The organism is Microbulbifer jejuensis, assembly GCF_047289955.1.
Taxonomy (GTDB): domain Bacteria; phylum Pseudomonadota; class Gammaproteobacteria; order Pseudomonadales; family Cellvibrionaceae; genus Microbulbifer.
Map to the genome: position 1 here is coordinate 78,931 of NZ_JBLBUB010000012.1, position 24,732 is coordinate 103,662.

Below are 24,732 nucleotides of genomic sequence, written 5' to 3' on the forward strand. Positions count from 1 at the left end.
AATTGTCCACCGCCTTTTTGGCTGTCGCATTCAAAAATCCGGCGGAAATGCCTGTAATTCTAATACGCGCCTCTGCCCACGGCCGCAGCATCACGTTAGTCTGGCAAGCTGGTTACCTGCCGGATAAATTCTTTGCCCAAACTACCTGCATGGTCTGACAAGACCTCAGGGCTCCCCCTTCAAAAATGATAGCGGGCACTCAGGGCATAGCGTGGGCCCAATATCTCCATACGCAACAGCTGACTTGTTGAACGCGCAAACTGACGTTGGTCCTCACCCAGTAGATTGATGCCTTCGAGACTGAGTTTCAGATTTTCTTGCACTTCATAGCCAATACTCAGGTCCACCTGACTGTATTCTTCGGTATATCGTGGACGCCTTCCGCCATCCTCAATTCCAGCGAGGAACGCCTCTCTCCAGTTATAGGAAAGCCGGGCAGAAAGGCCATACTTTTCGAAAATCAACGATACATTGGCGGTATCGCTGAGTCCCGTTAAGGCAAATTGCTCCCCTCCATTGATCGCAGGGTCCTGCTCCACATCGTACTCAATATCCCCATTCACAATGGTGTAGTTTGCCTGCAAACCAAAACCAGTCCCGCCAAAGAAGTGCTGAACGCCCAATTCCCAGCCATCAATCACCGCCTTCTCAGAATTTTTGGGTTGTGATACGCGGAAAATGATGGGTTCATCATCAGCATTACCGGTAACATCGACCCGATTTTCAAACTCTTCTGCGGTATAGTCATAGAAATCAACCCCGAGTATATTGGCCGCAACCATTGAAAAAAGATTGGTATCATTGAGTGGCTCTCCCAGTGCTGCCAAATCCGCCATTGCCTGGGTAGCGCGCGGACCGTTGGTGGGATCGGTGAGGCCATACAAGTTGACATCCGTTGTCGCAGTACCGATAAAGTTATCGACATCCTTGCGAAAATAACCCATGGAAACATAGCTGGACTCATCGAAATACCACTCCAGGGACAGATCCAGATTATCCGACTCCAGTGGCAATATACCTGGATTGCCCGATCCCGCTGTACCGAGGGCAGAACCTGAGAGTAGGGTCGGCAAGGAGGGGCCACCCAGGCCGGAGGCGGCAGACCCCATCTGGTCGTAATTGGCTCGCGCAATCGTCTTACTGTAGGAAAAGCGCCCTTTCAACCCAGGAATAAATTCGATATCAAAGTCCACATTGGGAAGCCAGTGATTGTATCCCGCCTTTTCAGAGTAAGGGGTGGCCATGGAACCGGCAGGAACTTGGAAATCGTTGTTACTCTGCCAGACTACTTCGGTGGGTAAGTTGGTGAGATCTATGGATTCAATCTCCGTTTTCTCATACCGGAGTCCCACTACCAGATTCACCGGCATATCCCGCCAGTCCGTGCTGAAATAATATTGCGAGTAAGCCCCGTGGACCGTTTCGTGGACAGTGCGATCCAGATTGTCCACCGGGTTAACCGCCCAGGGCAATCCGACCGCGTTGGAGAGATGTCTGCCGATAAGTGCCGCATTGCCGGTATATCCCAGAAGCAGTGGCCCAGCCCGACCATCGCTGACAAGGTCAAAGAACTCACGACTGTTTGATCCCAGTGACAAATTATAATCATTGAAAAGCTTGGCATAGTCGATCGGAGACAGGTATTCAGCGGGAACGTCACCGGGATTGGCGATACCCCATCCTCCGGCCAGCAACTCCTGATAAAAGGAGGATTGCAGGCGCGTTTCCATATCGCGGGATTCAATGCCAAAATCAATCGAATGTGCTTCATTGAACACAAAGTTGGCACCCAGGCGGGCCTGAGTAAACTCTGCCAAGGCGCGGTCATTAAATATCTGTCTTACCGAGGAACCGACTTCCCCCTCGTCCAGCTTCCCATTGCCATTGCCGTACACCTCATCATCGAAGTCTACGACCAGAATGGGCAGGCCATCCCGGGTAAAATCGATTCCCTGGCCGGCGGAGACATTTGCCCCGAGACCAATATTGATCCAGTTTCCGTAATCCGCATCTGGCAAACTGGAGGACTCGGATTGATGCGCGTCGAACACCAGTTCAAACTCATCGCTGGGCTGCCATACCAGATTCAGCCCAAGGGATTCCAGTTTATTGACCTGATTTTGCTGCTGCAGAGCCAGGCCAATATCCCGGGGGTTCTGTTCGCGGCGCTCTTCCCAATAGAGCGCCGGCGTATGTACCGGACCCGCATCAAAGACGATATCGCTTTTATAGGTGTCCATCCAGGCGGACAGTTCCGAACGGTTTTCATAGATATCCTGCCTGGCGTAGGTGTAATCCACAGTGCCGGTCAGGGTATCGATTGGTCGCCACTGCAATGTGAGCTGTGTATTAATGCGGGTACGCTCACGGTCGGAATGGATATAACGTAGATCCGTGGGCAACGATCTCAATTCCCCCAGTTCCGGCTCATTGAGAATATTGATGGGCTCACCAGAGCCCTTACCGGGGGACTGGGGGATGGTGCCATCGTAAGCTTCGGTTATCCAGTTATTGGTATAGGCACCACTCGCGCCGCTGTCGCGCCGCTGGTAGGAACCGGTTAGGGCAAAACCAAGCCTCTCCCCTTCATCAGTCCAGCTAAACAGTCCCGCAGCCTCCGGCGTATAGTCATCCCCTACGACATTGGTAGTATCCACCAGAACCTTGGCACCAAGAGACATGTTCAGCCCTGGGCGGTCGAAGGGTCGCTGGGTGATAACATTAATCGTCGCGCCCATTCCGCCAGAGGCAATATCCGCACGCCCCGTTTTGTACACTTCGAGCGCCCTGACACTTTCTGCTGCCAGGTTATCCATATCAAAGGCACGCCCCTGGCTTACCCCGCCACCATTTTGTACAAGGGAGGTGGACGGCATCTGGCGGCCATTCAGGGTAATAAGGTTGTAGTCCGGCCCAAACCCACGCACGGTGACCCGACTGCCTTCACCGTTGCGGCGGTCGATGGAAACTCCGGTAATACGCTGCAGGGATTCAGCCAGATTGGAATCCGGAAACTTGCCCATGTCCTCGGCGGAAATTGCATCTACAACACCTGCACTATCCCGCTTTACATCCATGGAAGTCTTCAGGCTGGCCCGGATGCCTGTCACCGTCACTTCCTCGAGAAGGGTTTCGCCTTCCGCCGCCGATGCTAATGGGACATTGGTTAATCCCAGGGCGACAGAAATAGTCAACGCCAGGCGGTTTCTGTGAAAACACTTTTGTCTCATGGCTGATCACCCGGATATTGATTTTATGAAGCTAACTGGAAATATCTGTTGTCGCAGATTGGTTTATGACACCCCGGTACAAATGGGATTTCTGTAAGCCATAGCGACAGGTCGTTTTTATAAACTGCCGGCAGTGTGCCTTGCTCGACTCAATCTGCCATTAGGCCAGAGGCATAAACGGGATATTGCGGATTAAATCCGGGATAGCGGGGACTGTACCCTAAGGAAAAGCCCTGGCTAAGGTGATTGCTTAAGATTACAAGTCCCAGTCAAACGATGGGGGGTGAAGGGGAATTGACGGTAGTGTCTCGTCTTTTTTCAGGACACGCCTAAAACCCACAAATCCGTGGCAGACTACCGCCATCGAAAGAAACTCCAGGGCCATAGTGTAATACAACCCGGGTTCTTCGATGCCTAAGACCACTTTCGCACGCAGAATTAACGCGATCTCCTCACCAACCTGGATAGGCGAGTAGATCGAAAAGATTTTTGCGGCACTTTACACAAAGAGCATACAAAGGGACCTACGCGCAACGCCAGCAAAAGACCATTCGAAGGATTGATCTTGGTGTACAACCGACAACGACTCGACCGTCTTCAGAGGTAAAGTGTGTGCACATCTTTGGGGATACAGGCAAATAGATCCGCAGCACACAACGCTGTTCCGGACTTTAAAAGAATCAATTGAATGAGTCCGCTGATTAGACAAATCCAAAAAAATACTTAAGCAATAACCGCGAAAAATTACAAAAGAGATAGCTGATAATTATGGGGGGGTTAGCTCGCTTGTGGGGTAATTCGCCCAATATGGGTGGACCGGATCGTATTTACGCCTTGGTGAATATCCCCTTTTTCGACTGAAATCCGACGTGAATGATGAAGTTGCCGGGGGAGGCCGTGTTGTGCAGATAGCATACCACTACCGCAATCCATCGCCGTAAGCTCTTTCCAGCGATCCGGGCTGGTTGAGCTTGGCATTCACCCCGGCAAGCGATCAGTTTGCCGGGCACGGTTGGCGTTACGAAGCGGTATTACCGTAGCTCATCAGGCGCTGGTAGCGTTTTTCGAGCAATTCATCAGTGGGGACAGTGCGTAATTGGTCCAGTTGATCGCTAAGTCTGTCCCTCAGGCGCGCCGCCATGGCGTCCGGGTCCCGGTGCGCACCGCCGAGCGGTTCCGGAATGGTTTCATCCACAATACCCAGTTCCTCCAGCACACTTGAGGTCACCCCCATGGCCTCGGCTGCCAGCGGTGCTTTATCCACAGTTTTCCAGATAATGTTGGCACAACCCTCCGGGGAGATCACAAAGTAAGTGGCGTACTGCAGCATATTCAACTGGTCGCCGACACCAATGGCCAGGGCACCGCCGGAAGACCCCTCACCGATCACGGTACAGATAATGGGCGTGCGCAGGCGCGACATCACCGCCAGATTTTCGGCAATGGCCTCGCTGATACCGCGCTCTTCACTGTCGATACCCGGGTAGGCGCCCGGGGTGTCGATCAGGGTCAACACCGGCAACCTGAAGCGCTCCGCCATTTTCATAATACGCAGCGCCTTGCGGTACCCCTCCGGTTTGGGCATACCGAAGTTGCGCGCCACCTTCTCATTGACAGAGCGGCCTTTCTCCTCGCCGATTACCGCCACGGGTGTGCCCTCAAGGCGCGCAATACCGGCAATGATCGCCTGATCATCACCAAAATGGCGGTCGCCGTGCAACTCATCCCAGTCAGTAAACAGGCGTTCGATGTAGTCTTTCGTATAGGGGCGCTGCGGGTGGCGGGCCACCTGCACCACCTGCCAGGGCGTCAGGTCGGCGTAGATGGATTCAGTCAAGCTTCTGCTCTTTTCTCGCAGCCGGGCCACCTCTTCGGCAATATTCAGTGCGTTATCGTCACCGACCAGCTGCAACTCCTTGATCTTGCTTTCCAGCTCCGCAATCGGCTGCTCAAATTCGAGAAAATTAAAATTCATGAAATCTGTGCCCTTAACTCTCTTCAACGCCACCGGACAATCACAGCGGCATAGCTTAACTGTCCGGAACCAGCCAGTCGAGCCCGATAGACTTTAGTGTTGCTCTGCATATTGCAGTACCACCCGTTCGCGCCCCAGCAGTTCCCGCAGCGACTGGAGCAACTGATCATTGGGCTCCAGATCCCACTGGGGCGGCAGGCGATAGAGGCCGCGCGCGTCACTGCGCAACACTTCAAGACTAACCTTGCAGTTGCCACCGGTGTACGGCTGCAGGCAGGCAGCCAATTGCTTCGCCAGACCCTGCTGCGCGCTGCCGCTGTGGATCTGTAGGCGCACGCCATGCACGCTGCGCCGGCGCAGTTCGTCCAGTGTCGAGACCCCGTTGACAGTCATCTTCAGACCGCCACTGTAATCGTCGTTGGCCACAGGGCCATCAAGCACCAGCAGGGCATCCTTTACGAGCTTCTCGCGGTGTTCACCAAACGCTTCACTGAATATGGCCGCTTCAATGCGGCCACTGCGGTCATCCAGGCTCACAATCGCCATAGTGTCGCCGCGCTTGGTTTTCATCACCCGCATGGCGACGACAAGCCCCGCCACTTTTTGGGATTCGCGCCCCGGCTTGAGATCGGCAATGCGCGCCTTCACCAGGTACCCCAGTTCATCGGCATACTCGTCGATGGGGTGGCCGGTCAAGTATAGGCCGAGGGTATTTTTCTCACCCTCTAGGCGCTCGCGAATACTCCAACAGCGGGTGCGGCGAAAATCCTCATACACATCCCCGTCGACACTCTGGGGTACCAACGCCCCGAACAGGTCCATCATGCCGGCGTTGGCATTGGCGGTCTGCTGCTCCGCCGCTTTAACCGCCTCATCCAGGACGTTAAACAGCACTGCGCGGGTGTAGCCCAGGTCTCCGTCGCCGGTATCCGGCCCGATGCTATCCAGGGCGCCGGAGCGTACCAGCGCTTCCATTGCGCGCTTGTTCACCTTGCGCGGATCTACGCGGGCACAAAAATCGAACAGGTTGCAAAAGGGCCCGCCCTGCTTCCGCGCGGCGATTATCGCTTCAATCGGGCCCTCGCCGAGCCCTTTTATGGCACCGAGACCGTAAATAATCCGGTTATCAATATCCACTGAGAACTGGAAGCTACCCAGGTTCACATCCGGGGGCACCAGTGTCAGCCCTATGGCTCGGCACTCCTCGATAAAGGTCACCACCTTGTCGGTTTTGTCCATATCCGAGGACATGGTAGCCGCCATAAACTGGGCCGGATAATGCGCTTTCAACCAGGCCGTCTGGTAGGATACCAGGGCGTAGGCGGCGGAGTGGGATTTGTTAAAGCCGTAACCCGCGAACTTCTCCACCAGGTCAAAAATTTTCATTGCCAGCGTGGGATCAATGCCCTGGGCTTTGGCACCGCTTTCGAAAACAGCACGCTGCTTGGCCATTTCCTCCGGTTTCTTCTTTCCCATGGCGCGGCGCAACAGATCCGCACCACCGAGCGTGTAGCCTGCCAGTTCCTGAGCGATCTGCATCACCTGTTCCTGGTAGACGATCACGCCGTAGGTGGGCTCCAGGATAGGCTGCAGCTTCTCATGCTGATACTTGGCATCCGGATAGGCCACCTGGGCACGGCCGTGTTTGCGATTGATAAAATCGTCCACCATGCCGGACTGCAAAGGGCCCGGGCGAAACAGGGCCACCAGGGCAATCATGTCCTCCAGGCTGTCTGGCTGCAGACGCTTGATCAAATCCTTCATACCGCGGGATTCCAGCTGGAACACCGCAATGGTCTCGGCCCGTTTGAGCATCTTGAAGGTTTTTTCATCGTCCAGCGGTAGCGCGGCGATATCCAGCGGCGCCAGCCCGTCGCGGGCGCGCTGCTTATCCACCATGTGCTTGGCCCAGTCGATAATGGTCAGGGTGCGCAGGCCGAGGAAATCAAATTTGACGAGTCCCGCATCCTCCACATCGTTTTTATCGAACTGTGTGACCAGACCCGCGCCGGTTTCGTCGCAATAAAGGGGGGCAAAGTCCGTGAGCTTGGTGGGCGCGATCACCACACCCCCTGCGTGTTTGCCCACATTGCGTGAAACCCCTTCGAGTTGCAGGGCCATCTCCCAGATTTCCTGGCCCTCATCGTCGCTCTTGAGAAACTCCCGCAGCACATCTTCCTGGTCGTAGGCCTTGTTGAGGGTCATCCCCACATCCGGCGGGATCATTTTCGACAGCTTGTCGGCAAGGCCGTAGGACTTGCCCTGCACCCGCGCCACATCACGTACCACTGCCTTCGCGGCCATGGTGCCAAAAGTGATGATCTGGCTTACCGCCTGGCGGCCGTAGTTGTCGGCCACATAACCGATCACCCGATCGCGCTTCTCCATACAGAAGTCGATATCGAAATCGGGCATGGAAACCCGCTCTGGGTTGAGGAATCGCTCAAACAGCAGGTCGTATTGCAGTGGGTCCAGGTCGGTGATATCCAGTGCGTAAGCCACCAGTGAGCCGGCACCGGAGCCCCTTCCTGGTCCCACCGGAATATCGTGATCCTTGGCCCACTGGATAAAGTCCATCACGATCAGGAAGTAGCCCGGAAAACCCATCTGGAGAATGATGTCGAGTTCGAAGCGCAAGCGCGCCTCGTAGACCCTGCGCCGCTCTGTATACTCTGGGGCAGAGCGGTCCAGGGTTTTTTCCAGGCGCTTTTCCAGACCCTCTTTGGAGATTTTCTCAAAGAACTGGCCTTCGGTCATGCCCCCGGGAATCGGGTATTCCGGCAGGAAGTACTTACCCAGCTGAATCGGCGCTGAGCAGCGCCTGGCGATTTCCACAGTGTTCTGCAGCGCTTCGGGAAGATCGCTGAACAGCGCCCACATCTCCTCGGGTGTGCGAAAATACTGCTCGGCGGAATAACGGCGCTCCCGGCGCGGATCGTCGAGCGTGCGCCCCTCGTGGATACACACACGCACCTCGTGGGCCTCGAACTCACTCTCAGCCATAAAGCGCACGTCGTTGGTGGCCACCACCGGCAGGTTCAGTGCCTGGGCCAGATCCACTGCCCCGTGCAGGTACTCCTCGTCGCCTGCACGACCGGTGCGCTGCAGCTCCAGATAGTAGCGATCGGGGAACAATTCTGCCCACTCCCGGGCCAACTCCTCCGCCTGGGTACGGCGCCCGGCAACCAGGGCACGCCCAACATCACCATATTTGGCACCGGACAGCATCAACACGCCTGCACTGTACTCCCGCATCCACTCGCGCTTTACATAGGCATTACCGTGATACTGCCCCTCCATCCAGGCGCGCGAAATCAGCGCAATGATATTGCGGTAACCATCGCCATTCATGGCATAGAGGGTGAACAGTGTCGGTTTGCCTTCGCCACCTTCATTTAGCCAGAAATCCGCCCCGGTCACCGGCTTGATACCGGCGCTGAGACAGGCCCGGTAAAATTTTATCTGGCCGTACAGGTTGCACTGGTCAGTCAGCGCCAAAGCCGGCATCTGCAACTCCCGGGCACGGGCGATGGCGGGCTTGATACGCACCAGGCCATCCATCAGGGAAAATTCAGAGTGGACTCTTAAGTGGACAAAGGATTGGGTCATGTGTGCGTTTTACTCAGGGCCCTGTGGGGCTTAGACCCGGCAGAGCACATTCAATTATTTACCAAATACGGCCCATCTGCCGTGCCCGCTCGGTGCAGCGCTTCAGCACCGTACGGCGCTCATCGTTATTCATGGCACCCCAGCGGCTGATCTCTCCCGCGCTGCGAAAACAGCCCTCACATATATCACTGGCATTGAGGGCACATACGGAAATACAGGGGGACTGGACCGGGCGCTGTGCCGATACGGGGGGTTTTACCGGCTGTTTACACATCTTCGGCCCCAAGGGGTACCAACTGCCCGGCAAAGTACTTGCCGTTCGCCGCATAGTGGTCACTGCTGGCTTTGAGCAACTCGCCGACGGCTTGATCCAGGGTCTTCACCACCTTGCCGGGGGTGCCCACTACCATAGAGTAATCGGGCACCACGGTATCCTCGGCGACCAGCGCATTGGCGCCGATAATACAGCACTTGCCGATCACGGCCCGGTTCAACACCACCGCATTGATCCCTATCAGGCTGTAATCGCCAATATCACAGCCGTGCAGCATCACCTTGTGGCCGACAGTGACACCGGTACCCACCACCAGCGGACTGCCGGGGTCGGCGTGCAGTACCGCACCGTCCTGTACATTGCTGTACTCACCGATGGTGATCGGTGCACAGTCTCCGCGCACCACCGCATTAAACCACACAGAACTGTGTCTGAGCATGCGCACATCACCGATGATATGGGCACCGGGGGCGATATAGTGGCCTTCGCCTACCAACTGTGGCTGTTGACTCCCCAATCTGTACAGCATCCGGTCTCCGCTTTGATGGGACTGCTATGACTTATTATCCCGCGCTGGCAAGGCTGTGGCCAGTGGATAAATCCGGTGTTTTTTGGCCTGAACACTGGCCGGGAATTTTGTCAATCCTGCGAACAGATGAACACCCCGTTCAGGTGTAAATCTCCAAGCAAATCCCTTAAAAAATCCTCCCGCTCAGGTCTCCAGTCCTGACTATGTCGGTGGGTCCATTTGGCGGGCCGGGTAAAACACACGGGTACAGGCAGGACAGGTTGTGACTGTTATCTTGGGGGGATTGTTTCAGGCGGGGGCATGCCATTGTCTTTGGGCATCATAGGTGCCGGCGGCGGCCACTCGGGCAGTCGATCTCAGGGACGTCAGCAGGGCAGGCCGACATCCCTACTCATAAGGAGTCCATTCAGCCTCTATTGGGGCTTATGAGGATTCCGCCGGTGAGATAACGTCCAGGTCGTACCAAGGCGTCGGGTTAATGGGGCAGCGGAAACGGACACCATCCTCAGTAACGGTCACCCGCGAGGTGCGTGTCTCACCCGGTTCCAATGAAAACATGTCTAACCTGGCGCGGGTTTTATAGTTCTGGATTTGAAATCCCACCAGCTTATTCGCTTTATTGGTAACAACGAATTCGTACTCACCGGCTTTCAAACCGGCCACGGTTTCCTTGGCCTCAAAATAGCCGTTGTATTCATCAAGGTGGATCACAGTCACGCCGTCACTATTTTTTTGCGGTGTGCCGGCAAAACCTACCGCAGCCATCAAAAGCCCGGTGGCCAGAATAAACAGGGCTAAGGTCTTTCTGATTGACATGGTTCATCTCTCCAAAATGTTTGATCAGTGTTTGCAACCAGGTTGCGAAATGGACTATAAAGTAGAGATGGATGTACTTAATATGCCTTTTTGTTCATCTTTTCGATCAAATAGTACATTCTTGTGCTTTTACTGGTTATACGGCTGTTATGTATCTGGATGACAAGGATGCCTTGAGCAAGATTCTGCAGGGCCTTGGACTGAGAGTGGATGTCTACGCCCACGGAGATTTCTGTGGCCACTGGGCGATTGATACGTCGGGTTCACGGCGTATGCCGTTTCACCTGCTGACATTGGGCAAGGCCTGGCTGCATCGACCTGGCCAGGAACCAACCCTGTTGACAGCTGGTGATCTGGTGTTGTTTCCCTATGACCACCAGCATGTGATGTCGAGTGAATCGAAAGAACCCCCGCAGGATCAAGTCAATCAACCGATCGACCAGCACCAGGCGGTTTCTGCCAACATGGTCTGTGGCTTTTTCGAATTCAGCAGCCGAAATGCCTGGCCATTACTGGATGCCATGCCACCCGCAGTGATTCTGGATTTTCGAATACAGAGTTGCCAGCCACAAATCCGCACCATTGTCGATCTTTTAATCAATGAACTTCAGACACGGGAGATGGGCTGTTTCGCAGCTGCAAACCACCTGGCTTACCTGCTGTTCATCGAGGTGTTGCGCCTGCAAATGCACCGAACTGAACAACACGGCTTGTTGGGCGCATTAGCGGATCCGAAAATCGGCAAGGCCCTAAACCTGATGCACAACGAGCCGGAAAAACCCTGGACACTCGATACTCTTGCACATGCCGTCGCCATGGGTAGAACGGCCTTTGTCAACCACTTCCGCGATCTGGTCAATATCACGCCGATGCAATACCTTACGCAATGGCGTATGCGCAGTGCACAAGAGTGCCTCTTGACCAGCCAGCGCGGTATCGCAGATATTGCTGAAGAAGCTGGTTATCAATCCGAAGCCGCCTTCCGAAAGGCATTCAAACAGGTTACCGGATGTTCACCGGGCCAATACCGCAAACGGGAGTGTGAATAGCCCGTTCAGGCTGTGTAGTGTTGTTGTGGAGACAAGGTGTTGTTGGTGGGTAAGACCTAAACCTAAGGCACACGAATCTCGGTTACCACCTCGGTCTTCACGGAGTTGGCAATAAAGCACTGCTTGTGGGACAGGTGGTGCATTTTTTCCAACTGTGCCCGAGTGGGGCCTTTGTCACCGGAGAAAAGCACTTGAGGGCGCAGGGTGACCTTTGTAACGGCCATTCCACCTCCCGCAATGGCACCCATCACGCCCACCGCTTCATCGCAGTACTCATCCACAACAAAACCGCGCTTGGCCGCCACGGCGAGGAAAAACAGCATGTGGCAGCTGGAGAGTGCCGCCACAAAGGCCTCTTCCGGATCGACATGCTCCGCCACTGAATAAGGGACTGGGACTACCTGTGGGGAGGCGGAAGCCGGTACTGATACACCGCCATCAAACCGCCAAGTGTGCGCGCGACTGTATTGGTTATCGGTAAAGATCTGGCCATCGCGCTGCCAGACAACCGTGGATGTATACTCAGACAACTTGCGTCTCCTTCCCGCCGGCATCCACACCAACCCAGGCTGCGCTCCCTGCCGGTTTAAGGCTATCTGCAAGCATTGGATTTGGATGCCACAGGTGGCCGGCATTAAGCCGGCACGGACCTGCCTTGTACCGCCTTCCGGCCAAAAGAATTGAACACAGGCAGGGAGATCATTTCTCTATGCCACTACACTACTGGATCAATAACCGAGGACTTTGCCTAGTCCGCGTCCACTTGCTGATCCGTACGTGCAGCCATAATAAAGTCATTCTTGTGCAGGCCCTTGGCTTCATGGCTCCACCAGGTCACGGTGACTTTGCCCCACTCGGTCAGCAGCGCCGGGTGGTGTCCCACTTCTTCGGCAATGGCGCCAACCCGGTTGGTAAAGGCCAATGCCTGTTTGAAATTGCGAAATTTGAAAACACGCTCCAGCTGCAGGATTCCGTCTCGGGTGGCCGGCGTCCAGTCGGGGATTTGTCGCAATAGCCCTGGCAGTTCATTGTCACTGACAAGCGGCGCATCTGCGCGGCAGGCTTCACATTGTTGTTGAGCTAGTTCGGTCATGGATGGGCCCTCAAAACCTTGCTTGTTATCCCTTGTATTACCTGGGGCCACTCTAACCGGGGGACTTCAATGAAACAAGCGCGCACCCTAAAAACGCATTTTATACGGTTTTGCGACACCAATATGGCACTGCATGCGATTAGCTTTTGGGGCGCTCTGCACAGAGGCAGCCAGTGTCGCCGCACCCTGTCAGTCAATAGAGTCAAACAGGGGGCTTTAGCGCAATGGGGTACACCGCTCTTATGGCAACAGGCGCCGAGAACCTGTCGTTATTGTCCACCTGGTACACGGTATGACCAGTGTTTTAACGGCTTGAGCGCTTTACCCTTTCCCACGACGCACTGTGAATACATCCCTGACCACTCGTAATCGGCACCCGTGCCTCATACGATCCTGGCAGAGGGGTATGCTTCCCTCCTGCCTTACTAGCAAGTGCCAAGACCGAATCACACGCATTAAGGTCAGGCCCATCACGCTCGGCTTCTCCTGCCCCAAACCGATACAGGATGTATTGTAGGTGATTCAATCTGCGATACAGATCCAAGTGGGGAATTGACGTTTTGACGTAATATCCATTGATATGCTTAGCAACGTTGATAGGCGTCCTATTGATCTTCACCAATCCCATCGTATACTGAATGACGAAATGACCAATAGAATTAAACTTGAGCAGGATTTAAACCGGAGCTTGCACAAACTTGGCACAGAAAAGAAACAGCATTCGCTGGGAAACCCGATCCGAATTAAACCGATGACGGCTTGGCCCGCGTCAAACCCCATATATTCATGGCCAGTATAAGAAAAGGACACAATTGGTATGCTTAAAAAAATATTTGCTTTTTCGTTGTGGTTTTTTTCTTCCTGCGTAATGGCAAAAAGCTATGAAACGGAACATTTCACAATTGAGTATGATGACAATGTCCCTAAGAGTGCTGTTGAGCAGTTGGCAAAAAGGGTGAAAGACAATAGAGAAGTGGTTTTAGCCTACTTGAAACAAACCGGAGAATATACAGGCACCCCCATTAAAGAACCTTTGGTTGTATACATTTCCAAACAACGGCGCACACCTTATCAAAACTGGAACACCATTCATATTCCTGAACAGAGAGTCTTAAATACTTTTTTGGAAAATGATCAGGAACACGCGGGAATGGCGGTTATTCACGAGCTTACTCATGTATATGCCGTAAGTGCTTACCGAAAGAACAAGAAAAATGGCTATGAGGATCGGTTTTATGACGATGGTTTAGCCGTTTTCATGCAGCATCGGTTTGGCGAATCTCCGGGATACCCTGATTTTGGCAAGGATTTATACCGTGCAGTGCTTGAAAAATCGATTGAGTACGGTGGACTAATACCATTAAAACAAACAGAAGAAGTAAGACATTCGGCAAGAACAGGCTTGGGTAGGCAACTGGCCTACCTTCAAGAGGGTGCATTCACACAATTTCTAATAGAAAACTATGGACTGGATGCTTATTGGAAATTATATAAAGGCCAACAGCCAAAAGACGTTACGGGGAAAAGCTTTGCACAACTGGAAAGGCAGTGGTCTGCGCTAATGAATAGCTTTAAAATCTAAATTGGAGACAGAACTTTCTGTCATTGCCGTAAGGCGCTCAATTAAGACACAAAAAAACTGGGAGCGATCACGCCAGGCGAATGCTCTCACCTTGTGGCCGCGCAAGCGCTTGTATTTCCGCATGGCCCACCGGGCGTATCCCCGTCGATATACACCGCAACAGGCTGGAACTCTGAGCCCAGAAAACAACAATAGTACCTAATCCATCCTCGTGTGCGAGACGCTGCCATCCGGGCGAGGTCACACAGAGACAGCTCACTACGAAACGGAAGATGCCATCGCCGCATCACCTGACAAGATGATGGAGAGCACCGATGACTGCCCTGGACACCATCGAACCCCAGATTGGCGCCCCGCAGGACGCTCGCCCCATGCGCCCGTTCTTCATCCTTTGGATCGGGCAGGCGCTTTCGCTCCTCGGCAGCCAGACCGTGCAGTTCGCCATCATCTGGTGGCTGACCGCGGAGACGGGTTCCGCTACAGTCCTCGCCACGGCGTCATTCTTCGGACTCTTGCCTCCGATCATTATGGGTCCGTTTGCCGGAGCGCTCGTCGACCGTTGGAATCGCAAGCGTGTGATGCTGGCTGCCGACGCCATGGTGGCCGTCACGTCATTGGGGCTCGTCGTTCTCTTCGCGATGGACCTGGCCAGTATCGGCGCCGTCTTTGCCGCGCTCTTGATCCGTGCGATCGGCGCGACGTTTCACTCGCCGGCGATGCTCGCATCCACGACGCTGATGGTTCCCGAGCGCCACCTGACTCGCATCCAGGGCATCAACCAGATGCTGGAGGGCGGGATGCTCGTCATCGCGGCTCCACTCGGCAGCCTGTTGGTCGCAACCCTCAGTATGAAGGGCATCATGCTGGTCGACGTCTTTACCGCGTTGATCGCGATCCTGCCGCTCTTGTTTATCACGGTGCCGCAGCCGGAGCGGACTCCCGAACAGACCGCCCAAGAAGAAGCGGACGCGGTCGGTCCCGTCCAGCGCACTTTCCTCAATGTCGGGGAAGGCCTGCGTTACCTGCGCAACCGGCCTGGGCACTTGGGAATCGTCGGGATCGCGATGGGCGTGAATATGCTGTTGATTCCGGCGTTCTCGCTTCTTCCGCTGCTCGTCAGCGAGGAACTGAGCGGGACTGCGACCGACCTCGCCTGGATTAATTCGGCATTCGGCGTCGGGGCGATCATCGGCGGGATACTCCTCGGTATCTGGGGCGGGTTCAAACGGCGTGTCGTGACGACGCTGGTTGGCCTCATCTTGATGGGCGGCGCGTCGCTGGCCGTGGGAATCGCCCCGACCGTGCTCGCCGCCGTTGCTGCGATGTTTGCCGTCGGCGTGATCGTGACACTCGTCAACGGTCCAATCCAAGCCGTGTTGCAGGCGACCGTTGCTCCCGACTTCCAAGGCCGCATCTTTACGTTGGTCGGTAGCCTCGCCGGCATCACGGCCCCGGTCGGCCTGCTCCTCGCGGCGCCCATCGCCGAACTCGTCGGCGTCCGCGCCTGGTACATCGCCGGCGCCACCGCCTGCTTTCTTATGGGCGCCATCGGCTTCGCCCTTCCAGCCGTCCTCAAAATCGAGGACAAGCCCCCCACCGAGGCCCCAGCCGTCGCCCTCCCCGAGGTACCGTCTACCTAAGGGCCCTTGAGGTAGACGGTACCGTGCAAAACTGGGGATGGGGCGTAACCTTTGTGCTCTGACACCACGTAGGCGACTTGGCCAGTACAGGTAAGAGAAGCCATGCAAGGCCTTTCTCAATAGTCTTTTAGCGAACCGGGCCTTACCAGGAACCCCAAGCTTACCCCAGGCCCTCTTCAATCCTGGCCTTCCAGATCAGTGGGCCTGTGGTGTGTACCGACTCACCCCGGCTGTCTACCGCCACTGTCACCGGCATCTCTTCCACGTCAAACTCATAAATGGCTTCCATACCCAACTCGGGAAAGGCAACGACCCTGGCCGCCTTGATTGCCTGGGCGACCAAATAGGCGGCACCGCCCACAGCCATCAGGTAAACCGCCCGGTTATCGCGAATGGCCTCGATTGCCATAGGGCCGCGCTCCGCTTTACCAATCATGCCTTGTAGTCCGGTTTCCTCAAGCATCGCGCGGGTAAATTTATCCATCCGTGTGGCGGTGGTGGGACCTGCAGGGCCGACCACTTCATCACGCACCGGATCTACCGGACCCACATAGTAAATAAAACGGCCAGCCAGGCTCACCGGCAGCTTCCCGCCTTTGACGAGGATATCCACCATCTTCTTATGGGCTGCATCACGGCCTGTGAGCATTTTTCCGCTGAGCAACAGGGTTTCACCGGGTTGCCAGGTCTGTACCTCCTCCGCGGTCACCAAGTCCAAGTTTACCCGGCGGGTGTTGCTGCCGGCTTCACGGGTAATTTGCGGCCAGTCTTCCAGCTTGGGCGGCGTCTGGTGCGCAGGGCCGCTACCATCCAGGGTAAAGTGGGTGTGGCGGGTGGCCGCGCAATTGGGAATAATCGCCACCGCCTTATTGGCTGCATGGGTTGGGTAGTCTTTGACCTTGACATCCAGGACGGTGGTCAGACCACCGAGACCCTGGGCACCGATGCCCAACTTGTTCACAGAGTCATACAATTCCAGGCGCAGCGCCTCGGCGCGGTTGGAGGCGCCGCGTTCCTGCAGATCCTGGATATCGATCGGATCGAGCAGGGATTCTTTTGCCAGTAGCATGGCTTTTTCCGCGGTACCGCCAATACCAATACCCAGTATGCCAGGGGGGCACCAGCCGGCACCCATTTGTGGAACCATCTTCAAAACCCAGTCAATCACCGAGTCGGAGGGGTTCAGCATGGCGAACTTGGTCTTGGCCTCGCTGCCACCGCCCTTGGCCGCCACATAGACCTCGACGGTATCGCCGGGTACGATTTCGTAGTGGATCACTGCCGGGGTGTTGTCACCGGTGTTCCTGCGCTCACCATCGGGATCCGCAAGAATTGAGGCTCGCAGCAGGTTGCTGCTATTCAGGTAGGCGCGGCGCACGCCTTCGTTCACCATATCAGCCACACCCATATCCGCTTCCCAGCGCACATTCATCCCCACTTTCAGTTTGACAGTGACGATACCCGTGTCCTGGCAAATGGGCCGATGCCCCTCGGCACACATACGCGAGTTGATCAGTATCTGTGCCATGGCATCCCTGGCTGCCGGATTGGCCTCCTTCCTGTACGCCTTGTCCAGGGCCTGGATGAAGTCTTGCGGGTGATAGTAAGAAATGAATTGCAGCGCGCCGGCCACGCTTTCGATCAGATCACCCTGGCAGATAGTGGTCATAACCAACTCCGATTAACGTCACAAAGCCGGCGATTTTACACGAAATGCAGGGGTCCTGGCCCGGCCCGAGGGTCCTGTTTACCAACCTGGGCAGGTGGCAATAAAAAAGGCGAACACCCGGTTCGCCCTTTGAGAAGTCCAGATTCAGGTTACATCGCGGAAGCTGTCGGCTCGCTGACCTGCAGAGAGCGAATGGCATCGCGCAGCTGCACCAGATCCTTGTTGACCGAGCGACGATAAGCATCAATCGACTCCACCGCTTCCTCGTTGGCCCCGACTCGCATGGTCAGATCACTGCGCACCGATACCAGCTGACGCTCCAGTCGGGACAGTTTGTCGGCCACCTCGCGTTTGCTTTGGGTGTTGCTGTTGCGCAGCTCGGCCAGGGCGGACTCCACTGCGGCGATCTTTTTCACACTGGCGCCGAGGCCGTTCAGCTTGGTATTGAGCGCGGCAACCTGCTTTTTGTTGGCCGCTGCAGTCGTCTTGTTTGCAGCGATGCTCTTGCGGTTGGTATCGTAGGCGACGCCCCAGAGCTTGCGGATTTCAGAAGTGTTCTCCCTGGCTTTGGCATTTAGCACCTCTACGGAAGCGGTGGACTCCTCGTCGGACAGATTGAAGCGCTTCTCCAGTTCGGCAATGCGATGCTCCGCATCGGCAATGCGGTTTTCTGCATTGGCCAGTTGCGTGCGCCCCGCCTGCCACTGCTGGTAGAGGAACCCTGATGCGGCGAGTCCGCCCAAAGCGAGCACCAGCGCACACAGACCCAGGAAAGAGAAACCACCGCGATGCTCCTCCACGATGACCTGAGGCTCTGGTACCTGTTCGCGCAACTCGGAAGGTTTGAGGTCCAGTGATGGTTCAATAGCGGCATTGCCGTCCAGTGTGGGCTCTTTGCGTTGCATGGATCGATACACCCGGTGACTTTTCTGGTAGGTCGAGTACTGGTCAGTCCGGCATCACTCTATTCCAGTAGCGGCCAACCAATACTTACGTGCCAATTAAGTTGAGACAGATTCGTCGAATTCTGCGGCAGTTATACCAAAAATTGACGAAAAAGTAAGCGTTCAATGGTAATAATAGACGACAGTCGGGCGATGCCGGCACGAAACCCCTCCCCTTGAGTTTGAGCAAATCGTACCGGCTTCCTCTATTCCATTGCACCGGCTTAATTCCGACACGCAGCGCGTGTAGAATACTCTCACCAATAACCTCAGACAAAGGAAGGAAGACACCATGGCTTTCGAATTGCCCGAACTCCCCTACGCGAAGAATGCCCTGGAACCACATATCTCCGAAGAAACCCTGGAGTACCACTACGGCAAGCACCACAAAACTTACGTCGACAAGCTAAACGGCCTGTTAGAGGGCACCGCCGACGCCGACAAATCCCTGGAAGAGGTGGTCAAGTCCTCCTCCGCTGGCGTATTCAATAATGCCGCACAGGTCTGGAACCACACTTTCTACTGGAACTGCCTCAGCCCCAATGGTGGCGGTGAAGCCAGTGGTGTCGTTGCAGAAGCCATCAACTCGGCTTTCGGCGGCTTTGACAAGTTCAAAGAAGAGTTCACCACCAGCGCTGTGAACAACTTCGGCTCCGGCTGGACCTGGCTGGTGAAGAAACCTGACGGCTCAGTCGCTATCATAAATACCTCAAATGCCGGCACCCCATTGACCGAAGAGGGGCTAACCCCCCTATTGACCTGCGATGTGTGGGAACATGCCTACTACATCGATTACCGAAACCTGCGCCCGAAGTACATGGAAGCCTTCTGGGCCCTGGTAAACTGGGAATTTGTAAACCAGAACTTCGCCTGATCACAAAATCACTTAATAGCGGGCCAACAATGCCCGCTTTTTTATTCCTGCACCTCCATACAACCAACCTTATCCGCAAATACGTTGTATCTGGCCAAAAGCTGCGCGAGTGCGCACAATACCCACTGACCTGCGCGATCATCCTGCATGAAATGGGGATCGTGCAGAAAAGTATTTCTAAATCGTGTCCTTTTGGTGGCACAAAGTTACAACAATTATCCGAACCCCGGGAACATGCTCATGAAATTGAAACCCACCCTGATCGCAGCCGCTATAAGCGCGCTGGTTATCAGCGGCTGTAACCGCAGCGCCGACAATGCTGCGGAGCAAAACACCATGACTTCCGCGCAGAGTACAGTCACTCAATCTGCTACTGACAGCCCTGCCAAGGTGAGCCAGGAGGCCATCAAACAAACCAAGCAGATGTTCGAGGACTTTTTTCAGGAACACCTGGCCCGCAGCCCGGAATTCAAAACCTTTCTGGGCATGAAAGAGGACTACGACAAGTGGGACGATCTCTCCCCGCAGTTTGAAGAGGAAACCCTGGCGATCAACAAGCGCCAACTGGCTGAGTTGAATACCATTGACCCCGAAAAACTGGACAGCGCCACCCGCCTGAGCCTGCGACTGGCCAAGCGCAACCTGGAGCAGGATATCGAGGGCTACAAGTGGCGCAACCACGGTTATCCGGTCAATCAGATGTATGCCACCCACACCAGTGTGGCCTCCCTGTTGATCAGCCAGCACCGCATTGACAGCGTAAGCGATGCAAGAGATTACATCTCACGCCTGAATGGTCTGCCCCAGCACTTTTCCCAGTTGGAAGAAAACCTGAGGGAGAACGCAAAAGCCGGCACTATTGTGCCGAAATTCGCCTTCCCCTATGCCATCAGTGATGCCAAGAACCTGATCAGCGGCGCCCCCTTTGATGGCGATACGGACAGCCCGCTGTTGGCCGATTTCAAGGGCAAAGTGGAAAAATTGGATATTGCCGCTGAACAGAAAAAAACCTTGGTAGATCAGGCCACCGCCGCGCTTAAAAACCGTGTAAAACCGGCTTACGAAAAGCTGATTGCCTATCTGCAGCAACTTGAAAAAGGCGCTACCACCGATGACGGTGCCTGGAAACTGGCGGATGGAGAGGATTTCTACAACTTTCGCCTGGGCGTCTACACCACAACAGACATGAGCGCCGGCGAGATCCACCAGATTGGTCTCAAGGAAGTTGCACGTATCCACGAAGAAATGCGTGAGATCATGCAGAAGGTGGGCTTTAAAGGCACCCTGCAGGAATTTTTCGAATTCATGCGCACCGATAAACAGTTCTACTACCCCACCAGTGAAGAGGGCAAAGCGGCATACTTGAAAAAAGCCACTGCCATTATCAATACCATGAAGGGCAAGCTGGACCAACTATTTATCACCAAGCCCAAGGCCGACCTCGACGTCCGGGCGGTGGAGCCTTTCCGCGAGCAGTCCGCCGGCAAGGCCTTTTATCAGCGCCCTGCACCGGATGGCTCGCGCCCCGGTATCTACTACGCCAACCTGTATAAAATGGAAGACATGCCCACTTACCAGATGGAGGCGCTGGCTTACCACGAGGGTATTCCCGGACACCATATGCAGCTGTCTATCGCCCAGGAACTGCCGGATATTCCCAAGTTCCGCAAATACGGTGGTTACACTGCCTATACCGAGGGCTGGGGTCTCTACTCCGAGTTGGTACCGAAAGAGCTGGGCTTCTACGAGGACCCCTACTCCGACTTCGGCCGCCTGGCCATGGAGTTGTGGCGCGCTGGCCGCCTGGTGGTGGACACCGGTATCCACAGCAAAAAGTGGACCCGTGAAGATGCCATCAATTACCTGGTGGAAAACACCCCCAACCCCAAAGGGGATGTGGTTAAGGCGATTGAACGCTATATTGTCCTACCGGGCCAGGCAACCGCTTATAAAATCGGCATGCTGAAAATTGTCGAGCTGCGCGAGAAAGCCAAAACCGCCCTGGGGGAAAAATTCGACGTACGCGCCTTCCACGACACTATTTTGGCCAACGGAGCAGTACCGCTGGATGTACTGGAAGAACTGGTTGACGATTGGGTGGCTGAGGTCCAGGCCCAGCAGTGAGTGGCTGGCGATAAACAGCCGATCACTCGCAATGCTGTTTACTCAGAGCATGAAACCACTTTGCAATAAACAGGGCCGCCCTTCCTGGCGACCCTGTTTTTTTACCGGCATAGACCGGTAACTGATCATTGCCCCTGAGGCTTATAACCTGTTGATCGCCGCACTCACCCTTCCGCACGGCAACCCATGCACCGATCTGATACTCCAGAACTGCCGAGGCACAGTACTATCGCTCAAAGACACTGCCCAGTGCCTGTCCCTGTATAACAAATAATACTTAAATTTCCGTGGCCATTTCGGCCTCTGCCACCGGTTTTCTCCACCCTGCACTTAATTGCCTCATCGCACCTCGCATGCTTACGGTGCAAACTGGTAACTAACCGGCGCACTGCATAAATATCTCAGACAGAAGCGGCCCGGGTCATCGTAGGGAGGACAGGAAGCCCGACATCCTGGCAACCCACTCTGCGTACAGAGCCCAACCTTCCGGGTAACCAATAAATAATTCCAGTTTCTTGCCTCATGCACATCGTGAAAGTTCGCATAAAACACCCCCAAATTCGGACCTTGCATAGCTGGTAAATGTAAAAATCCCTACAGCAATACCCCAATCCAGACTTTAATTTCGCCTCACTGAATTCACATTTTGGGTTCTGAAGTTGCAGTGGGCAATATCGAGTGGCCGGGTGCTTTTTTGGTGCTCCTATGCAGCTCCTTGGGTTGATTCAAGCGCTCTGCCGGCATTGCAAGGGCGTCGGGCAAACAAGAAGTGAAACTATCCCGTGACCATTAGGTCAATCGCTAAATGCCACTGCAGTGGTGATATACTCAGCCCAACGCCTGCTGTCCCCGCATTTGGTGTGCCTGGGGTTTCACAGGAATTGCGGTGATAAAAATAGTAAAAAATCGAATTAAATAGGCGCTGTGCGCCTGCCGGAGGTGTGGTCATGCGTTTGCACCCATTGCGATACAGTTTCGCCTATATATTGCCGGTACTGGTACTACTGGGGTTCTGGCAGGAAGGCTTCTGGCTGTTTTTACCCCTTCTCTATCTTTACGGACTGCTGCCACTACTGGAACTCGCCACACCCGCACCGACCGCCAACCTGGGACCGGAGCAGGAGCAAACAGCACTCTCCAATCCATTGTTCAACTGGATGCTGTATTTGTCTGTCCCGGTCCAGTATGGAGTTCTTCTCTACTTCCTGGTGCTGGTGCCCTCGCTGCAAGCCTGGGCTCTTGCAGGGGCAACCCTCAGCATGGGGCTGATGTGCGGATCCTTCGGCATTAATATCGGTCATGAGCTGGGCCATAGAACGAGTCGCTTCGAGCAAACTTTGGCAAAACTGCTGCTGCTCACTTCCCTCAACATGCATTTCTACATCGAACACAATCGTGGGCATCACCGGCGTGTAGCCACACCACAGGATCCCGCCAGTGCACGCTATGGCGAAACGCTCTACGGCTTTTGGCTGCGCTCAATCGGACAGGGATATGTTTCCGCCTGGCGGCTTGAAGCACAGCGGCTGGCCAAGCGCGGCAGGTCCTGGTGCAGCACCGCCAACCAAATGCTGCAATTTCAACTTATCCAAGTTGCGCTCATTGCCTCGATCGGCTGGCTTTTTGGCGCTAAAACCGCAGTTTGTTTTGTCCTCGCGGCACTGCTGGGTATTCTTTTATTGGAAACGGTCAATTACATCGAACATTATGGTCTCAGCCGCCGACAAGCATCTGACGGCCGATACGAGCGGGTTATGCCGGCACACTCCTGGAATTCAAACCACATCCTTGGCCGGCTGAGCCTGTTCGAACTATCGCGCCACTCGGACCACCACTTCCGCGCCAGTCGCAAGTACCCTGTTCTTCGACACCATAAGGGCAGTCCCCAGATGCCCACGGGCTACCCCGGTATGATGCTGCTGGCTGGTATCCCTGCGCTGTGGTTTAGGATCATGCACCCGCGGCTGGCAGCTCTGGGCAGTTAAGAGACATGGGTGTCGAAATTGCCACAACAAAGTCACAAAGCGCTAAATCCAAGACTGAAAAATTTGCGCGCAACCCATCATGCCTTTTCGCTATTTTTTAATCATTTATATTATTCCCCATTTTCAAATTTCGCCCTCTTTTACCTACCCAGGGCCCGCCTGCTGTACCATGGACAAAGCACCGGGCAACCGTGTCTGCCCACTGTTTACTCTTTAATCGGGGAAACGAAGTCACTGGGCTTTAAAGCGAGCAGTGAGCAGCTGACTTTCTGCAGAATATTCTCTGCAGTGTTACCCATGATAAAACCGGGAATCCCCGCACGCCCCACAGTGCCCATCACCAGAAGGTCAAGGGACTCTTCGTCGATAAGCAGTGGAATATAATTATCCGGATGGGCAATGACATGGTGTACCTGCATATCCCCACCAATGCTGGATGCCCGTATCAACACATCCAGTTTCGAGTGGTGCCGGGAGCGGGCCGCTTCAGTGGCCTCGTCCAGTTCTTCCTCGGTTGCATTTAGCGGGAAGTTGCGGCGCAAATACTCATCGACGTCAAAATCCCAACAAGAAATAATATGCAGGGTACCACTGCAGCTATCCGCCAGCATGCGCGCCCAGCGCAACAGGCGAATAGCCAGATCGTAGGTTCCGGCCGCCTCACACTCGGGATCTACCGCTACTGCCACTCTTATTTCTTTATGGGTACGTATTATCGGACGGCACAACCACACCGGGCAGGGGCACTTGCGCAGCAACTCCATATCGATGGCCTTGAACCCCGTCTTCTGGTTGCGCCCCTCCACATTCTTGACCACAAGGTCATACCCGCCTGACAAAACCCTGTGGATCACCCGCTCAGCCGGGCGGGGGCCGCAATCGGACTCCATCTCCAGTTTGACCTGATCCTCGTTCAGGTTCATGCGCTTCTGGGCCGATTCGATTTCGCTCCTGACCCGTTTCAGCAGGGCTTCCACACAGAGCGCACTAAACTCCTCAAAACCCGCTGGCACCGATGGGCAGACAAGGAGTACCTTTATGACAGCGCCGGTATTGCGCGCGATGCCAAATGCCTGCAACAAGCCGCTACTTTCATCGTCGGCAGCGTGGCTCACATAGAGAATTTTATGAACATTCTGCATAACAAGGTCCTGAAGCTATGGACTTTGGGAGTAAAGGCAAGCGGCACCCACCGCACGAACCCTTCTGCCGCCACAACTTGATATTGTGGCCGGGAGGTATTTCAAAGCAAAAAGCACCGGCAGGGTCAGCCGGGAACTGCATGAAGACCGGCGAAAGCCCGTAGGGAAGAATCGAAAAACCGGAGAAGCACACTACC

Annotated in this window: 17 protein-coding genes; 6 read left to right on the forward strand and 11 right to left on the reverse strand. The window is 54.9% G+C overall.

The genetic code is table 11. From position 1 onward, the window contains the following. Positions 1-179 precede the first annotated feature (179 nt). From ACL7TT_RS09480 to ACL7TT_RS09505, 6 genes are all read right to left on the reverse strand, one after another. Complete coding sequence (locus tag ACL7TT_RS09480; protein ID WP_413394962.1) at positions 180-3,230, reverse strand: TonB-dependent receptor; 3,051 nt, start codon at positions 3,228-3,230, stop codon at positions 180-182. 1,018 nt (positions 3,231-4,248) lie between these two features. Then, complete coding sequence (locus tag ACL7TT_RS09485; RefSeq protein WP_413394963.1) at positions 4,249-5,205, reverse strand: acetyl-CoA carboxylase carboxyltransferase subunit alpha; 957 nt, start codon at positions 5,203-5,205, stop codon at positions 4,249-4,251. Between the two features lie 93 nt (positions 5,206-5,298). Next, a complete protein-coding gene (dnaE, locus tag ACL7TT_RS09490; protein WP_413394964.1) occupies positions 5,299-8,814 on the reverse strand; it encodes a DNA polymerase III subunit alpha in 3,516 nt (1,171 codons plus the stop codon). 58 nt (positions 8,815-8,872) lie between these two features. Then, positions 8,873-9,088: a DUF1289 domain-containing protein gene (locus ACL7TT_RS09495; protein ID WP_299945031.1), complete on the reverse strand. Its 216-nt coding sequence runs from the start codon at positions 9,086-9,088 to the stop codon at positions 8,873-8,875. Further along, positions 9,081-9,617, reverse strand: coding sequence for a gamma carbonic anhydrase family protein (locus ACL7TT_RS09500; RefSeq protein WP_299945034.1), 537 nt, complete (start codon positions 9,615-9,617; stop codon positions 9,081-9,083). The genes ACL7TT_RS09495 and ACL7TT_RS09500 overlap by 8 nt, the downstream gene beginning before the upstream one ends. 423 nt (positions 9,618-10,040) lie before the next feature. After that, a complete protein-coding gene (locus ACL7TT_RS09505) occupies positions 10,041-10,433 on the reverse strand; it encodes a hypothetical protein (protein ID WP_413394965.1) in 393 nt (130 codons plus the stop codon). Positions 10,434-10,582: 149 nt separating this feature from the next. On the opposite strand from ACL7TT_RS09505, the gene ACL7TT_RS09510 reads away from it, so the two are divergent. Continuing rightward, positions 10,583-11,482 carry an AraC family transcriptional regulator gene (locus ACL7TT_RS09510; RefSeq protein ID WP_299945038.1) on the forward strand — a complete coding sequence of 300 codons (900 nt, stop codon included), beginning with the start codon at positions 10,583-10,585 and terminating at the stop codon, positions 11,480-11,482. Between the two features lie 62 nt (positions 11,483-11,544). Here the strand turns inward: ACL7TT_RS09510 and ACL7TT_RS09515 are convergent, their stop codons facing one another. Together ACL7TT_RS09515 and ACL7TT_RS09520 are read right to left on the reverse strand one after the other, a co-directional pair. Beyond that, the gene (locus ACL7TT_RS09515) at positions 11,545-12,012 is read right to left on the reverse strand and encodes an OsmC family protein (protein WP_413394966.1); all 468 of its coding nucleotides are present in this window, start codon (positions 12,010-12,012) and stop codon (positions 11,545-11,547) included. 218 nt (positions 12,013-12,230) lie between these two features. Then, positions 12,231-12,575 (reverse strand): 4a-hydroxytetrahydrobiopterin dehydratase, encoded by a 345-nt coding sequence (locus ACL7TT_RS09520; RefSeq protein WP_299945042.1) that lies wholly within the window; start codon positions 12,573-12,575, stop codon positions 12,231-12,233. Positions 12,576-13,392: 817 nt separating this feature from the next. Between ACL7TT_RS09520 and ACL7TT_RS09525 the strand changes: the two genes are divergently transcribed. Further along, positions 13,393-14,157: a hypothetical protein gene (locus tag ACL7TT_RS09525; RefSeq protein WP_413394968.1), complete on the forward strand. Its 765-nt coding sequence runs from the start codon at positions 13,393-13,395 to the stop codon at positions 14,155-14,157. Positions 14,158-14,471: 314 nt separating this feature from the next. Continuing rightward, positions 14,472-15,797 carry an MFS transporter gene (locus ACL7TT_RS09530; protein WP_413394970.1) on the forward strand — a complete coding sequence of 442 codons (1,326 nt, stop codon included), beginning with the start codon at positions 14,472-14,474 and terminating at the stop codon, positions 15,795-15,797. Positions 15,798-15,957: 160 nt separating this feature from the next. Here the strand turns inward: ACL7TT_RS09530 and ACL7TT_RS09535 are convergent, their stop codons facing one another. Then, positions 15,958-17,466: a fumarate hydratase gene (locus tag ACL7TT_RS09535; RefSeq protein WP_413394972.1), complete on the reverse strand. Its 1,509-nt coding sequence runs from the start codon at positions 17,464-17,466 to the stop codon at positions 15,958-15,960. Between the two features lie 149 nt (positions 17,467-17,615). Further along, entirely contained in the window at positions 17,616-18,371 is a 756-nt protein-coding gene (locus ACL7TT_RS09540; protein ID WP_413394974.1) for a hypothetical protein, read from the reverse strand. 331 nt (positions 18,372-18,702) lie between these two features. Between ACL7TT_RS09540 and ACL7TT_RS09545 the strand changes: the two genes are divergently transcribed. The 3 genes from ACL7TT_RS09545 (at position 18,703) to ACL7TT_RS09555 (ending at position 23,393) form a co-directional block, all read left to right on the forward strand. After that, positions 18,703-19,284, forward strand: a complete 582-nt coding sequence (locus ACL7TT_RS09545; RefSeq protein ID WP_413394976.1) for a superoxide dismutase — start codon at positions 18,703-18,705, stop codon at positions 19,282-19,284. 240 nt (positions 19,285-19,524) lie between these two features. Continuing rightward, the gene (locus ACL7TT_RS09550; protein WP_413394978.1) at positions 19,525-21,408 is read left to right on the forward strand and encodes a DUF885 domain-containing protein; all 1,884 of its coding nucleotides are present in this window, start codon (positions 19,525-19,527) and stop codon (positions 21,406-21,408) included. A 947-nt stretch (positions 21,409-22,355) separates the two neighbouring features. Then, positions 22,356-23,393 (forward strand): alkane 1-monooxygenase, encoded by a 1,038-nt coding sequence (locus tag ACL7TT_RS09555; protein ID WP_413394980.1) that lies wholly within the window; start codon positions 22,356-22,358, stop codon positions 23,391-23,393. 206 nt (positions 23,394-23,599) lie between these two features. Here ACL7TT_RS09555 and ACL7TT_RS09560 read toward each other — a convergent pair whose 3' ends face one another. Beyond that, positions 23,600-24,535 carry a universal stress protein gene (locus ACL7TT_RS09560; RefSeq protein WP_299947317.1) on the reverse strand — a complete coding sequence of 312 codons (936 nt, stop codon included), beginning with the start codon at positions 24,533-24,535 and terminating at the stop codon, positions 23,600-23,602. Positions 24,536-24,732 lie beyond the last annotated feature (197 nt).

Bases quoted from the DNA above. Each gene is read 5' to 3' on its own strand.
- ACL7TT_RS09555 (WP_413394980.1), top strand. From the start codon at position 22,356: ATGCGTTTGCACCCATTGCGATACAGTTTCGCCTATATATTGCCGGTA.
- ACL7TT_RS09505 (WP_413394965.1), bottom strand. From the start codon at position 10,433: ATGTCAATCAGAAAGACCTTAGCCCTGTTTATTCTGGCCACCGGGCTT.
- ACL7TT_RS09550 (WP_413394978.1), top strand. From the start codon at position 19,525: ATGAAATTGAAACCCACCCTGATCGCAGCCGCTATAAGCGCGCTGGTT.
- dnaE (WP_413394964.1), bottom strand. From the start codon at position 8,814: ATGACCCAATCCTTTGTCCACTTAAGAGTCCACTCTGAATTTTCCCTG.
- ACL7TT_RS09480 (WP_413394962.1), bottom strand. From the start codon at position 3,230: ATGAGACAAAAGTGTTTTCACAGAAACCGCCTGGCGTTGACTATTTCT.
- ACL7TT_RS09560 (WP_299947317.1), bottom strand. From the start codon at position 24,535: ATGCAGAATGTTCATAAAATTCTCTATGTGAGCCACGCTGCCGACGAT.
- ACL7TT_RS09495 (WP_299945031.1), bottom strand. From the start codon at position 9,088: ATGTGTAAACAGCCGGTAAAACCCCCCGTATCGGCACAGCGCCCGGTC.
- ACL7TT_RS09530 (WP_413394970.1), top strand. From the start codon at position 14,472: ATGACTGCCCTGGACACCATCGAACCCCAGATTGGCGCCCCGCAGGAC.
- ACL7TT_RS09485 (WP_413394963.1), bottom strand. From the start codon at position 5,205: ATGAATTTTAATTTTCTCGAATTTGAGCAGCCGATTGCGGAGCTGGAA.
- ACL7TT_RS09520 (WP_299945042.1), bottom strand. From the start codon at position 12,575: ATGACCGAACTAGCTCAACAACAATGTGAAGCCTGCCGCGCAGATGCG.
- ACL7TT_RS09510 (WP_299945038.1), top strand. From the start codon at position 10,583: ATGTATCTGGATGACAAGGATGCCTTGAGCAAGATTCTGCAGGGCCTT.
- ACL7TT_RS09540 (WP_413394974.1), bottom strand. From the start codon at position 18,371: ATGCAACGCAAAGAGCCCACACTGGACGGCAATGCCGCTATTGAACCA.
- ACL7TT_RS09500 (WP_299945034.1), bottom strand. From the start codon at position 9,617: ATGCTGTACAGATTGGGGAGTCAACAGCCACAGTTGGTAGGCGAAGGC.
- ACL7TT_RS09545 (WP_413394976.1), top strand. From the start codon at position 18,703: ATGGCTTTCGAATTGCCCGAACTCCCCTACGCGAAGAATGCCCTGGAA.
- ACL7TT_RS09535 (WP_413394972.1), bottom strand. From the start codon at position 17,466: ATGACCACTATCTGCCAGGGTGATCTGATCGAAAGCGTGGCCGGCGCG.
- ACL7TT_RS09525 (WP_413394968.1), top strand. From the start codon at position 13,393: ATGCTTAAAAAAATATTTGCTTTTTCGTTGTGGTTTTTTTCTTCCTGC.